A 13,791-nucleotide genomic window follows, 5' to 3' on the forward strand; every position below is an offset into this window, starting at 1 on the left:
AATGATATCCCTCAGCCCGTTCGGGTGACGTCAAACAGTTTTAGGCTCCCATTTAAACTGTGCCAGCTATCCCGGACAGCCTGAAGTCGCCCCTCTCCCGTCCCTCCAGCGGGATCTCCCAAGCACACCCCAGACGGGAGAGGGGTTTTCTTCTGCAATCGAATGAAGTCAAAAAGGCCACAATTGTAATTCTAATGAAGGAATAGCCTGCCAACTAATACGGCGTTGCCTGGGATGGCCAGACGCCCTCGCTTGATGCAGGCAACAAAGCTGGTGCGCAGAAGACAAGGTGGGGGTCCTGCGCACCTAAAAGGGTGGTGCATGATTTGGTTCTGCCTGTGCACCACCCTTTTGTTTCCCGCATTCGTGATGAAACGACTTAAAAGCAACAAGCCCCGCCGCCTGATACGCAGCGGGGCTTTTCATGCTCAACGCAACCGGCGCCGGCCCCTGCCCTGTCAACTCCCCTGTCACCAATCCCCTGCACAGCCCGCAACACGGCAGGCAATCCGCGTCCTGTACCTGCTCCCCTGCGCCAACACAGCAACTTTTCCCTGAGCTGATAGACGAAGCCCTCCATCACACGCGGGAACAACCGATCCTCTGCCTCTCACACTTTACACCCGGACTGTGCTTTGCCTCTGTCTGCTGCACACCTGTTATCCTGTCCGGCGAACCGGCAGCACCTCATGCAGGCACAACCTGTCCCGGCAGGCAAACCACGCCCTCCAAAACAAACTCCGTGACCAGGCAGATCCGGGAAGGAAGAGAAGAAACCGGAAAGACGTCCCGGCAAGGCCTTCGGACAGGGCAGGCGAAACAGGCCACGGCCTCCGGTCGAAATGAAGCTCCGGCAAAGACCTTCAGAGTAACGGACAGAGAGCTCTGAGAAGCGGAAACAGGGCGCAGGCGGCCGAAAAAGGTCTGATCGAATCACCAATCCCGGCCATCCCCTCCCGGCCGCGTTCCATCAGATTCCGCCCGCCCCTTCAGAAGAAAATCCCGACAAACCGGAGACACGGATCAACGCGGGAAACAGATGAGACATCCTGAGGAAACCCAAAGAAGTCATTTGAAGTCAAACGCGGGGCTTCCGGTCATCGTCCAGCAACGAAATTCCCCTAAAAATGTCCCTGTTACTAATCATACAGGCTTTCTCTGTTTAGGACGTTAGTAGCACACAGAGCCTAAAGCGAGTGGGCGTTTGTGTATCCTTGTGCGGCACGTGGCTTAAAACACACATGGCTTCCAGTCACGTGCCGTCTTTTTTCTCGCCGACACATCATCAAGCTCACTGCCTCGCTGGCAGTTCTGTCGGGTTTGTATTGAAGTCGATGGTTTATTGAAAACAGCCCCTTCCCGCTTGTTCGGGCAGACGAGGCCCTGAAACAGTGAATTGGTTGAGAGGAGTAACGCACCTGTTGACCAAAGAGGGAGACTTGGTACCGAAGTCCGCTGTACCCTGGTTTGGCTATCCAGTCTCCCTCCCCCTGTTTCAAAAAAGATCTCACAAACTGACGCACTGGCACTGGCACTGGCACTGGCACTGGCACTGGCACTGGCACTGGCACTGGCACTGGCACTGGCACTGGCACTGGCACTGGCACTGGCACTGGCACTGGAAAAATGAAACAGGACAGGCCGCACCACCAGCAAAAACTCAACCCTCTCATAATAAAACGCCCACGCACGAAACCGGAGCAGACACATCGCAAACGGCCACAGACAAAAAGCAGGCAAGCAAAGCGGACACGGATAAAGCAGAGACAGATCACACCTGCAAATGCCCGGCAAGTCCTGCATACTCCTGATCCCTCTACGCTCCACGCAACCGCTTGGTCTCGTTCGCTCTGCGCTCCACACAACCGCGGGCTAAAGACCGCCTCTTCTCTTCCGCAAACTGCATGGGCAACAACGCGACATACAGAGGCAGCCCTCACCATCTGCAAACCACTCGATCCAGAGGCAGCTCTGTGAGACAGGGAGCACCTGAAAAGAAGACAAAACCTCCAGGAAACATCCCGGAGAAAACAGCGCAGGAAAAACTTATGAAACCGTTTTGAAGCCCGAAACCGTCTTTTTGTAATCATCTGAAAACAGAAAGGCGGCAAAGTGGTTCTCGCTCAATGAGGAGTACCACATACCTTGTCACTCTCTTTCCCCAGAGAGTTCTTTCTCTTCCGAGGGTTTTGACAAGTGTTTGTCATCACAACTCAAATCCCTTCCTGTTCACGCAGGAAGGGATTTTTTTATGGAAAAACACGTGACAGGCGACAAGCGGTTGCGGGAACCGCAGAGCCTGATGACCAAGCCGTTGCATATGAACTGAAAAAACTGAAACGCACACCCCGGTTCCGGAAAGTACAACACAAAAAAGGGCACGACGTTCCCTTCGTTCCCTTTTGTCATCCTGCAACGCACGCAACCGGCTTTCGCTCCTGATCAACGCAAGGACAGGCATCCCGGCCAAAGAAAGGAAACAGGATCAATTGCTTTCAACAGAAGGAGAGCCGGGCAATAAGGATGTGCAATCCTGCTTCAGAGCCGTTTGTACAAAGTCCGCAATCAGAATTCCCGCCGGGCCGGTCTGTGTTGTCCCGCGTGCGAAAGGAATAACCCTGAGGCCATCCGGCTATACGCTCAGGCCCGGGGCTCCAGTGCATTGATGCGCACAAGGCAAACAGACGGCCTTCCGGGGTTTGGAGCGCCCTGCGCTGGCGGGATATAACCTTTCCCGCCGTCAGGTCCCGGACATTCAGGGCAGTGTCAGCGCGACGTCAAACGGGAACGAAAACATTCAGGCAAACCCGGTACAAAACACTTTTAAAATGAAACTGTTTTTTGGGATTGCTATCAGAACAGCCGGATTGTAAACACCGGACATGGTCGCAAAGCTGGAGGGCAAGCCCGGTGAAACAGTTGAAGATTGAAGGTTTTGTTTATTTTGCAGCGTTCCTTCTCTGCATCCCGCTTGCCAACTGGATGATTGGAAATGTGGGGACAGTCTGTGTTCCGGAAGGCCCGTGTCTTCTTCCTGTCGGCCCTGACCAGATGGCTCCGAGCGGCGTTCTGATGATTGGCATTGCCTTGGTTTTACGGGATTTGCTGCAGAGACGTTTGGGCAAGATCTGGGCCGTGATCGCGATCATTCTGGGCGCCCTTCTTTCGGGTCTTGTAGCGCCGACACCCCTGGTTCTGGCTTCAACCGTTGCCTTTCTTCTGTCGGAACTGGCTGACTTTGCCGTTTACACCCCCTTGCAGAAGCGGCGGCTGATTCTGGCCGTTTTTGCCAGCAGTGTCGTGGGCCTGGTCATTGACAGCATTGTTTTTCTTCAGCTTGCCTTTGGCAGTCTCGATTATTTGTCCGGGCAAATTCTGGGCAAGGCCTGGATGGTCCTGCTGGCCCTCCCCCTGATCGCACTCCTGCGAAAGAGGGATCAGAGAGCAGGCATTCACCCGGCCTGAAAACAAAACCCCCTTCGCCCATACATTTGAAATCTCACGGGTTGCAGTGGCACATCACGCACAGGAACTCCCCTCTGACAGCCTGCATCAGGCCTGACAGGACACGCGAACCTGTCCGCGCAATCAGGCCGACCCAGCAGACTTTCTCTTCTCAAACAAAGCAAGAGCCCCGGTGCTGTATGACGAGACTGACCCGTTTCAATCCGGGATAGGGCTTTTGGGTCTGCGCCTGCCGACAACAATGATCACGGCGATGATGACAGCGATAGGGATCAGCTTTGAGCACCTGTTTCCATGCCGTTCTGAAAGACAAAAACCAGTCAGAAAACGGACGCAGGATACAGGAGCCAGCACGCCCGCCTCCCTCTTTTCGGGCGAATGGAACGCCGGGAACCTGCTTCAGGCCGTCCCGGTTTCAGGCGGTCCCTGTTTCAATCCGGGCAAAAGGCTGCGCCTGTTCTGATCTCCTCCTGAAACAACAGCCTGTTTCGCTGCGTCGCCCGGGTTTGTTGGCTCTGACTGGTTTTGAATGCCCCGGAGCGACAGGAATCAAAGGATCACCCCGCGATCACAAGTCGTAAAAGTTACAAACAATTACATTTTTACAGCACTATTTTCGCAAGTCCGCTATCATAAGACAGCCTTGTCTCAACGCATTCAAGACGCCCCAAAAAAACACAAGAAAACAAGAGATACTCGCTATGTTCAGAACAATGACAGCCATCGGGCTGCTGGTCCTTGCGCCTGCGGCCATGGCCCACGAGCTCCCCGAATACGATCGCAGCGAATGGCCCCACTGGATTGACGTTGACCGGGATTGCCAGAACCTCCGCGCCGAGATGCTCATTGCTGAAAGTCTGGAACCGGTGACATTCACAAACGACAAGGGATGCACTGTCGACACGGGCAAATGGGTCGGCCCCTATGGTGGAGAAACCTTCACCGGCCGAAAGCAGGTGGACATCGATCACATCGTTCCGCTGAAAGAGGCCCACCGTTCCGGAGGCTGGGCCTGGTCAAGGACCCTGAAGCAGGCCTTTGCCAACGATCCGGAAAACCTCCTGATCACAAGCGCCTCCCTGAACCGGGCGAAATCCGATCAGGACCCGGCACAGTGGCTCGACATCCTGCCCGGCTACAAATGCACCTATCTCAGAAAATGGATCTCCATCAAGGAACGCTACGACCTGACCTACGACAAGGCAGAAAAAGCCTTCCTGAAAACAGAGCTGGAACACTGCGAGTAAGACTTGCGAGACAAATGACAAACAATTGTCTCCCCTCCCCGAATGGCAATTCGAACCAGCTCCCGTACCCTTCAGGAAGCGATACCCCTCTGTTCAGCTTCTCAGGATGCCCCCAACTGCTGAGCTTCACGCCAAGCAATCCCGTCTCAATCTTGGCCTGATGAAGCTCGTTGCGGCAGCCCACCTAACCCTGCATGCGTAGGAAGGCGCATGAGACGCCGCACCTCTTCCAAGAACGTGCGGGGCTTTTTGATGACACACCAAACCCAACATGGACTCGTCAATACCTATAATTGAGTCTATTTGCTTTAAAGCGTTTAGTAATCTATTTCTACCCTTGATATCTCAATCTTATGATTCTCTTATAAGGTGTATTTTCATAGAATAACCTCATATTTTCCTTCAAAGTAACCGCTGAATGGTTTATATACGCCATGGTTGTTAATTATGGCTATGTTTTTTCAAAATGGTGTACTGTGGAAAAAGCAGATTTAAATCAAAACAAACATTCATCGATAACTATACCCTTCTTAAAATGGGCTGGGGGGAAACGATGGCTTGTTTCAAAGCATTCACAACTATTTCCTGAAAATTATAACAGGTACCTAGAACCTTTTTTGGGTAGCGGGGCAGTCTTTTTTCACCTCCAACCCGACGTCTCCATATTGGGAGATATGAACAGTGATCTTATAGACACATACAAAGCATTAAAGGAAGACTGGTCAGAAACCTTCACCATTCTTGAAAAGTATCACTCTAAACACAGTAAAAGCTTTTATTATGAAATAAGAGACAAAACTTTTGTATCTCTCCCCGAAAGGGCTGCGCGATTTATTTATCTAAATCGCACATGCTGGAATGGCTTATATCGGGTCAATCTAAAAGGCACTTTCAATGTTCCAATCGGAACAAAACAAAATGTTGTATTAAACACTGATGATTTTGAAAGCATTTCTAATCTCTTGAGAAATGCCCAGCTTTATTCAACTGATTTTCAAACGATAATTGATGCAGCCGGTAAAGATGATTTTATCTTCATTGATCCCCCCTACACGGTCAAACACAATTTAAATGGCTTCATAAAATACAACGAACATATTTTTAGCTGGGAAGATCAAATACGTCTGCGGGATTGCATTGATAATGCAATGGCCAGAGGAGCGAAGATCCTGCTCACAAACGCAGATCATCCATCAATTCGAGACCTTTATAAAGATCTAGGTACAATTAAAAGCTTGGATCGCCTCAGCGTCATATCCGGCAATGCAAAAGCCAGAGGACGTTTTTCAGAATTAGTTATGAAGAGTTACTAGAAAATGGCATTTATTGATCCCGTTCAAGTCGAGCAATTATTTACCAAATTGACAACTGACAAGTCATCGCTTGGAAAAATATACAAAGCAAGAAAAGGTCAATATTATCAAAAAAATGTTCATCACAACTTAGTTGATGAAATGCTTAAAGAAGGCTGGGAGGACTATACATCTCCTCTTAAAACAAAAACCAAACTGCGAAAAGAAAAAGGTCATGACACCAAATTTGAAGATGACATCTGGTGTCAGCTCTACGAGTTAGGTTATCGATGCCTTAATACCGATAACACCTTTCGGTTACCTTATGGCAAAGGCGAAAACGAAAAGAAACAAATTGATGTTATCGCAATCAACGAAGACAGCATTCTGTTGGTCGAATGCAAATCCGCTCAAAAAGTCATCAGAGCTCCATCTTACAAGACAGAGTTCGAAGGGTTAGAAAACAGATTGTTGGGTTTCAAAAAAACGCTGGAGCAGATGTTCGGAAAAGATAAAAAGATAAAATATATTTTTGCAACAAGAAATATAAAACTTAATTCCACAAGCACCGACATCGAAAGATTACTATCTACGAATTCATTTCATTATAATGACAACACTTACGATTACATTAACAGTGTAATAAAATCCTATAAGGAATCTGCTCATTACCAGTTTTCTGCCATGCTCTTCAAAGGGCAATCAATAAACAAAAACAAAATTGAAGTACCTGCCATCCAAGGAATTATGGGGGGAAAAAAATACTATATGTTTTCTATTGAACCTCACACTCTCTTGAAAATTGGCTTCATCTTACACAGAACAAGTGCCAACGAAAGCGAAATGCCTACTTACCAAAGACTTTTAATACCTAGTCGCTTAAGTGGGATTCGAAAATTTATCGACAAAGGTGGGTACTTTCCAAATTCAGTAATTCTAAACTTTAGTAAAAACAAAAATAAGTTACAATTTGAAGCATCAAGCAAAGAAAAGAGCAGCATTTCCCGCAATGGTACTTTGAAAATTCCAAACACCTATGCAATTGCCTACATTATTGATGGGCAGCACAGAGTTTATGGATATGCCGGAAGCACTTACAAAGATACAAATACAATTCCTGTTGTCGCTTTTGAGGGGTTGGAAAGCACCGATCAGCTGGAAATGTTTATGAACATCAATCAAAATCAAAAAGCTGTCAGCGCCACTCTGAGAATAACTCTTGAAGAAGATCTCTATTGGGGATCTGAAATTGCAGCCTCAAGGATTAAGGCTCTTAGATCATCTGTAATTCAACGCTTGGCAAACAATCAAGGTACGCTTTTCAAAAAGATATCAATTGGAGAAGACAGAGCGCCCCTGTCAGCAAATCCATTCTCAAAAGCTCTGACGAAAACAACGCTTTTGCCCAAAGCCAACGGCAATAAATACAATGAAGACCTTCTAAAATACTCTATGTACAATGCTTACAACAATGACCACAACACCGAAATGAGCCAAACTAGAGATAAGCTGGTCAGATTTTTAGTTCTTTGCTATGACTACGTAGAAAATTATTTTCCTGAAATATTTGGCGATGAACACCAAGGTTTTATTCTATCTAATAGAGGAACTTTTGCTTATATCAGCCTGATAAGCAGCTTGAACGAATTTGAAACAGATAAAGGGAATTTGCGCACATCCACTTCATCCAAGGATCGATTTGAAATAATTTCCGAATATCTTCAAGCTGCACTAGAAGGTTTACAAAACTTACCCAAAGAGGAAGAGGAAGAACTTAAGAGCAAATTAGGTTCTGGAGCGGATGTTGCTTGGTTTAGAAAATTCCAACTTTTGGTACATGAAAAATATCGAGATTATCACCCTAGCGATCTGATTGACTGGCAAGAACGTCAAGATAAGGATCTACAGGACAAGGCAAGAAATTTATCCACAGAGATCGAGCGCCTCCTCAAGAACACTATCCTATCACAACTTAAAACTCTTTATAATGATGACTGGGAGTTAGAAATTGCACCTATTAAAAGAGAGTGCGAAAAAAGAGCCAGCGAAGAGGAGGAAAGAAGGTATAGAGAAAAACTCGACAAGAAAGAAATAAAATGGACTGAGCAATTTTTCATAACAGACTACAAAAACATTATTGAAAAACATTGGAGTAAATCCCCTAAAGATTTTCTTCCTGGATTCAAAACATTTGAGACAACATTTTCAATCAATATTGGAGAAGGATTTAATAGCAAAAACGATAAAACCAAATGGCTAACTATTTTCAATTCACACAGAAACAGTCTTGCACATGAAGGCACAAAAGAAAAAGGCCTGAACATCAAAGAAGTCGACTTTTTGGACAAGATACATCAGGAACTAACAAGTCGAATTAATCAGAATACTCCCAACAACAAAAAGCTCGCGTTAACAGAATGAAATCACGGTTTGGAACCAATATAGCTGCTTAAGAATAAAACAATATCCATTGGTAAAACCTTCATAACTACACTTAATTCTCCTCCAACTCTGACATACCAAAGAGATGATCCCGGAACGAGATAACACTTAAAAGCTTCGACGGCTTCGCGCTGCGGTGTGCTGCTCCCTCTGACGATATTGAGAACTAAATTTACAGGACTAAAGGCGGGACCGAGCAGAGTTGTCCCGAAACGGTGACCGCTTCTGTTAGGATCGGCAAAGCCGCTGTAGAGATCATCCCTGAAGATCCCGAGCCCGGCTGCAATCTGTTTCAACTGAACAGCGAAAGCACCCATGACCGTGGTGTAAGAGCATCAGGGATGCCAGATACTTCCCTTTGTCCATTTTCCCCATCTGAGGACTGAAGAGACCCCGTGTCAGATGCGAGTGAATGATCAGAACAGGAAAGCGCTTGTACATGGTCGAAAAAAATGGTGGGCCCGGCAGGACTCGAACCTGCGACAACTCCGTTATGAGCGGAGGGTTCTAACCAACTGAACTACAGGCCCACTGGCGCGGCGGTTCCTCATCACAGGAAGAATCGCGCTGTGCGTCCGGGCAATTTTGCGCAGACGCGCTGTAACATCAAGTGCTATTTGGGATTTTGCTGCACTTTTTTGCATGGGGCCACAGGAGGATATCCCGCAGTCCCGCGCTCCGGAACAGGCTTCCTGCAAGACCGGGATCACCTTGCTTCCGGCCCCCTTCACATCAGAGCCTTCTTCTGAAACTCCCCACCACCTGAAAACGACAAGCTGCAAAAGGGCAACACCATTCAGCGTCAGCGGTACTGGAAAATCCGCCCGGCACGGACAGCAAGACGGAAGCCACTCGGACACCCCCCCTTCACACCATTGCACCCGGACCCGGCACACGGCCATTCGCTGCCCTCCGGCCAGAAGCCATACCGGGCAGACACAAAAACCGCTCACAGATCACGCTCAGGCGAAGCGGGAGAGCTGGATCAGGCAGAAGTTCAGAGCCGTCCGGCCTGTTGCAGGGATGGAGGGGGCGTGTCTTCGTTCTGATTGTCGTGCGCGCTGTCGCGACCGGGCTGTTCCCTGGCACTGTCGGCAGAGATCCGGGGGGCTTCAGCTTCCCCGGTCCGCGCCGTCCTGCCCTGCTGTTCAGCAGGTCCGGAACTGGCGAGGTTGGAGTTCATCCGATCCAGACGGGTTGACGTGTCATCCTGCCCTGCAGAAGTCGTGCCGTCCGGTCGCGGCTGGCCGGCGTTCAACGGCCCGGCCCCTGACAGGTTCCCTGCTGATTGCTCTGTCGCGGGCCGCTCAGACCCGGGCTGAGCGGATGCTGTCCGGGAAGAGCTGATCAGGGACAGGCCCGCCTCATTGCCCGCCTGCTGGTTCTGTGTCTGTTGATTGTGCGCTCCGGAAGGAGTGCCGGTGTTTTCCTCTTCCCCATCCAGCGGCTGCTCCTCGTGCGCAACAGCATCTGTGGGGAAATGCAGGCAGACCATCAGACCACCCTCCGCCCGTGGCTTCATAACCAGTTCAACATCCAGTGCCTTGCAGATCATGGCGGTGATGGCCAGCCCCAGCCCGGTGCCCTGGTTCTGTGTGGTCATCGGGTCGCCAAACTGTGTGAAGGGCTTGAAGGCCTTTCTGATTTCAGCCTCGGTCATGCCCGGCCCCTCATCAGCGATGATGATGCTGGGCTGGTTCTTGATCATGAAGAACTCGACCGTGATCCTGCGATCCAGCGGGGTGTGGCGCGCAGCATTGGACAACAGGTTGATCAGACACTGCATCATCAGCCTGTGATCCGTCATGACCCGGGGGGCATCAGCCTCGATCAGGAAGTCAACCGTGCCTCCCTTGGTGATAAAGGACGGCTCGATATAGGTTCCCGCGTTGCGGATCATGGCCCCAAGATCGCAGGGCTTGATCACGGGAACGATGCTGTTGGCCTCCAGCTTGGAAAAGTGCAGCACATCCTCGACAATGGACAGCAGGTGCTTGCCGCTGCCGTGGATGTCGTTGATGTATTCGTCCTGCTTTTCGTTCAGCTCGCCGAAAATGCGGGTCTTGAGCAGCTCGGAAAATCCGATGATGGCGTTCAGCGGTGTCCGCAGCTCGTGGCTCATGTTGGCCAGAAAACGGTCCTGCGCCTGAATGGCCAGCTCTGCGTCAATGCGCGTGCGGCGTTCCTTGCGGGCCAGAAGCTGCTGCTGGCGGGCCTGGCGCGTGACACCCAGAATCAGGGCCACAGCCACCATCAGCAGCAGAATGTTGAAATAGATCAGCATTTGCTGATCGCTCGACAGGTCCTTGCTGCGCTGGATCAGATCCTGATTGATGACCTCCCTGATCCAGTTGTGCAGCTCCAGCCACTCGCTTTTGAGCAGGGCGACAGCCTGCTGCGCCTCTTCTGCGTTGCGAAAGTCCGGCACGCCGGTCAGCGCATCCAGACGCACCGCCACAGCCGTCAGCTTGACGTGAACCTGCCGGTCCGCATCGGCAAAGTACTCATTGTCGATTTTCAGGCTTTCCAGTACATCAAGGCGGGAAAAGAAAATATCCAGCGCCAGGCGATAGCGCTCGTAGGTCATCTCCGGACTGCCCGCCACATAAAGCTCCAGCGCACTCACCAGACGCAGGTAATCGGTCTCGACCTGAAAGATCGCCCAGTAATTCCGCTTGGCGATAAAGTCCGCTTCCTTGTTGCTGCCCGCCAGCGCAAAGATGGAAATGACGACAGCCCCGACCAGCGCAATGGCCAGCAGCAGAAGCCGGGCCTCAAGATTCAGGAAATTCCGGATCAGTTTCATAGTTTGACGTCAATTCTTACCAGTTGCCAGATCATCTTCCACTTGTTGGCTTCCTGATCATAGGTATCGGGCACAATCAGCCAGAAAGGGCCTTTCTCGCGCGTGCTCATTTCTTCCCCGTTGTGAAGGACCGCGATCAGAAAATCGTTGGCTTCCACCTCTGAAATCTCCAGATCGACCACATAGTCGTTCAGGGCAATCAGGCGCAGGCTCGTCATCGGCAACTCGTTGAGTTCCAGAAAGTCGCGCAGCAGCACACCCTCAAAACGCTGAGGGCCTTCATACCAGGGATTGGTTGTGATCAGGGTCGTCTGTGGCAGAGCGCGAAAGGCCGCGCGATCCAGCGTCGTAATATGGACCGCCCCCGCATCGTTCGCGTGATAGACAGACAGCTTTTCATAGGAACCGGCATCCGCCGTTGCCCAGTTGACCAGCAACAGAATAATCAGACCAACGATCATTCCTATGATCAGCGCTTGTGCCTTGAAAAAACCCACTACCATCAGGCTCCACCTGTGCAACGTCACCAACAGACATACAGTATAATGAAGAAGCCGTAAAATAAGTCTTAAATAGTCTATTTGCTCTACAAGTTTTCACTCATACAATGACTGGTGGAATTGTCTCCGAAACAGAACATTTACACGATTTTTTCCATTGATCACTTCTTTGAGAGACTTAAGCGCCTGCGCAGGCCCAATCCGGAGGGACAAAGGACTGACTTTCTGCTTGCGGATACACACGCATCAGGTCTTTTACCATCAGCTTCCAGCCTTCCACTCGACGCGCAGCAGTGCTTTTTCCCGTTTTTTTTCGCCAGACGAGCCTCACTGCGCTCCCCCGGACCAAAGCCGGACCACAAAGACACACAGCCGGAAAACAGAGCAAAAACCTGTCAGGCGGGCAGCAAACAAAAGACTTCTCCATCCCCGGTCCCGTCCCACAAAGGAAACGGACATTCGGTCTTCCGGGAAAGGGTCCTGCGATCATCCGGGGCGCGTGATCATCGGCAATCCCCGTACAATCGCTGAACAATCCGCAAAAGCCACCCCTTCGTGATTGCCAGGGCCATCCTGCCGCCGCCACAATCACGGGGGAGGCAGAAACAGCCCCGATCCTGATCATTCGGAGGCAGGCAACAGCCCGGTGCCTCTGGATTGCAGGGAGGTTCCGACCAGTTGTTCCAGCTTGTCCGGATGTCTGAGGACAAAGATATCGGCGATCCGGTTTTCAGCGGTAAAGGCAAAGGACACAGCCGCCAGCAGTTTGCCCTCCTTGTGAATGACCAGCCCCGGCAGACCGTTGACAGAGCGGGTCTCCAGCACCGCCTTGCCCTGTCCCCAGGCCCCGACCAGAACCTTCAGGACAAAGCGGACAACCGCGTCGTAACCCGACAGCACTTCACGAATGGCAACAGCCTTGCCACCGCTGTCGGCCCGAAGCCTGACATCCTGGCTGAGCGCCTCGGCCAGATGGGAGGCATCGCCGCTGTTCAGGGTTTCCCGAAAAAGCGTCAGCAGGTGGTTCTGTATCTCCGGCTCGGGCACAAAGCGGACCTCTTCACGGGTCACCATCTGCCGGGCCCGCGAGGCCAGCTTGCGACAGGCAGCTTCGGACAGATCCAGAGCCTCGGCAACATCGCCAAAGTGCATGGCAAAGATATCGTGCAGGATATAGGCCGCCCGCTCCTTCGGGCTCAGCCGCTCAAGCAGCAGCAAAAATGCGGTGTTCAGGCTGGAAGACAGCGCAAGCTGCTCTTCGGGGCTGGCCAGTCCTTCCCCTTCCAGCTGGAACTGGTCCGGAAACCAGGGGCCGATGTAGTCGGTGCGGGCGCGCTGCGCGGACTTCAGAATATCCAGACAGCGGTTGGTGCAGACCCTGCTCAGCCAGGCGACAGGGTTCTCCGGTTCCTCAAAACCGCCGACAAACCACCGGCAGGCGGTGTCCTGAACGGCGTCCTCTGCTTCGGACAGCGTTCCCAGCAGGCGATAGGCGATCCCCATAAGCCGGGGACGCGCCTGTTCGAAAGCATCGGTTTTTGCGTCGGATTTCGCCATCTCTAGTACTTGGATGCCTGCAGTCTGTTCCACATGTTGATGATACACACACAGCCGGTGATCAGGGAAATGATCTCATCGGAATAGAACTCCCTCAGTCTGGCCCGCAAGGTTCCATAATCGGCGTCACGCTCCAGATAGGTCAGTGCCTCCGCCCAGGCAAAGGCCGCCTTTTCAGCCGGAGTAAAGACGCCGGAATGACGCCACGCAGCCAGACGATCCAGCCGCTCGCTGCTTTCGCCTTCCCTGCGTGCTGCGCTGCTGTGCATATCCACGCAGAAGGCACAGTCGTTGATCTGCGAAACCCGCAGCTCGATCAGATGCTCAAGCCGGGAAGGCAGGCCCTGCTCCCGCATCATGACGGGGGTTTGCCCCAGATAGGCGATCAGCTCCCCGATGTGTTTCTCATGATGGACGGGCTGTGTTGCTGATGTCATGTCGTATCTCCATTGTTTGCATAAGCGACATCTCCATGACGAAAC

10 protein-coding genes and 1 tRNA gene are annotated in these 13,791 nt (G+C 51.2%); 5 read left to right on the top strand and 6 right to left on the bottom strand.

Annotated features, from left to right (window positions below):
- Window positions 1-1,396 precede the first annotated feature (1,396 nt).
- From AAAH10_RS06525 to AAAH10_RS06545, 5 genes are all read left to right on the top strand, one after another.
- Entirely contained in the window at window positions 1,397-1,630 is a 234-nt protein-coding gene (locus AAAH10_RS06525) for a hypothetical protein (RefSeq protein WP_343561784.1), read from the top strand.
- 1,280 nt (window positions 1,631-2,910) lie between these two features.
- A complete protein-coding gene (locus AAAH10_RS06530) occupies window positions 2,911-3,465 on the top strand; it encodes a VUT family protein (protein WP_343561785.1) in 555 nt (184 codons plus the stop codon).
- 701 nt (window positions 3,466-4,166) lie between these two features.
- Entirely contained in the window at window positions 4,167-4,712 is a 546-nt protein-coding gene (locus AAAH10_RS06535) for an HNH endonuclease family protein (RefSeq protein ID WP_343561787.1), read from the top strand.
- A gap of 434 nt (window positions 4,713-5,146) precedes the next feature.
- Window positions 5,147-6,025, top strand: a complete 879-nt coding sequence (locus AAAH10_RS06540; RefSeq protein WP_343561789.1) for a DNA adenine methylase — start codon at window positions 5,147-5,149, stop codon at window positions 6,023-6,025.
- A 3-nt stretch (window positions 6,026-6,028) separates the two neighbouring features.
- Window positions 6,029-8,425 carry a DGQHR domain-containing protein gene (locus AAAH10_RS06545; protein ID WP_343561791.1) on the top strand — a complete coding sequence of 799 codons (2,397 nt, stop codon included), beginning with the start codon at window positions 6,029-6,031 and terminating at the stop codon, window positions 8,423-8,425.
- Window positions 8,426-8,427: 2 nt separating this feature from the next.
- On the opposite strand, the gene AAAH10_RS06550 is transcribed toward AAAH10_RS06545, so the two are convergent.
- From AAAH10_RS06550 to AAAH10_RS06575, 6 genes are all read right to left on the bottom strand, one after another.
- Window positions 8,428-8,763, bottom strand: a complete 336-nt coding sequence (locus tag AAAH10_RS06550) for a hypothetical protein (RefSeq protein WP_343561793.1) — start codon at window positions 8,761-8,763, stop codon at window positions 8,428-8,430.
- 136 nt (window positions 8,764-8,899) lie between these two features.
- A tRNA-Ile gene (locus AAAH10_RS06555) sits at window positions 8,900-8,976 on the bottom strand.
- Between the two features lie 467 nt (window positions 8,977-9,443).
- A complete protein-coding gene (locus AAAH10_RS06560; protein ID WP_343561795.1) occupies window positions 9,444-11,252 on the bottom strand; it encodes a sensor histidine kinase in 1,809 nt (602 codons plus the stop codon).
- A complete protein-coding gene (locus AAAH10_RS06565) occupies window positions 11,249-11,755 on the bottom strand; it encodes a putative pterin-binding protein (protein ID WP_343561797.1) in 507 nt (168 codons plus the stop codon). The genes AAAH10_RS06560 and AAAH10_RS06565 overlap by 4 nt, the downstream gene beginning before the upstream one ends.
- A gap of 618 nt (window positions 11,756-12,373) precedes the next feature.
- Complete coding sequence (gene sigJ, locus AAAH10_RS06570) at window positions 12,374-13,309, bottom strand: RNA polymerase sigma factor SigJ (RefSeq protein WP_343561799.1); 936 nt, start codon at window positions 13,307-13,309, stop codon at window positions 12,374-12,376.
- Window positions 13,310-13,311: 2 nt separating this feature from the next.
- Window positions 13,312-13,746 (bottom strand): carboxymuconolactone decarboxylase family protein, encoded by a 435-nt coding sequence (locus AAAH10_RS06575; RefSeq protein WP_343561801.1) that lies wholly within the window; start codon window positions 13,744-13,746, stop codon window positions 13,312-13,314.
- Window positions 13,747-13,791: the final 45 nt, after the last annotated feature.

The sequence above is a fragment of the Carbonatibacter coralli genome (assembly GCF_039592655.1).
GTDB lineage: Bacteria > Pseudomonadota > Alphaproteobacteria > Kiloniellales > Kiloniellaceae > Carbonatibacter > Carbonatibacter coralli.

Excerpts from the sequence above, each read along its gene's own strand:
- AAAH10_RS06535 (WP_343561787.1), top strand. The coding sequence starts at position 4,167 with ATGTTCAGAACAATGACAGCCATCGGGCTGCTGGTCCTTGCGCCTGCG.
- AAAH10_RS06540 (WP_343561789.1), top strand. The coding sequence starts at position 5,147 with ATGGTTGTTAATTATGGCTATGTTTTTTCAAAATGGTGTACTGTGGAA.
- AAAH10_RS06545 (WP_343561791.1), top strand. The coding sequence starts at position 6,029 with ATGGCATTTATTGATCCCGTTCAAGTCGAGCAATTATTTACCAAATTG.
- AAAH10_RS06550 (WP_343561793.1), bottom strand. The coding sequence starts at position 8,763 with ATGGGTGCTTTCGCTGTTCAGTTGAAACAGATTGCAGCCGGGCTCGGG.
- AAAH10_RS06560 (WP_343561795.1), bottom strand. The coding sequence starts at position 11,252 with ATGAAACTGATCCGGAATTTCCTGAATCTTGAGGCCCGGCTTCTGCTG.
- AAAH10_RS06565 (WP_343561797.1), bottom strand. The coding sequence starts at position 11,755 with ATGGTAGTGGGTTTTTTCAAGGCACAAGCGCTGATCATAGGAATGATC.
- sigJ (WP_343561799.1), bottom strand. The coding sequence starts at position 13,309 with ATGGCGAAATCCGACGCAAAAACCGATGCTTTCGAACAGGCGCGTCCC.
- AAAH10_RS06575 (WP_343561801.1), bottom strand. The coding sequence starts at position 13,746 with ATGACATCAGCAACACAGCCCGTCCATCATGAGAAACACATCGGGGAG.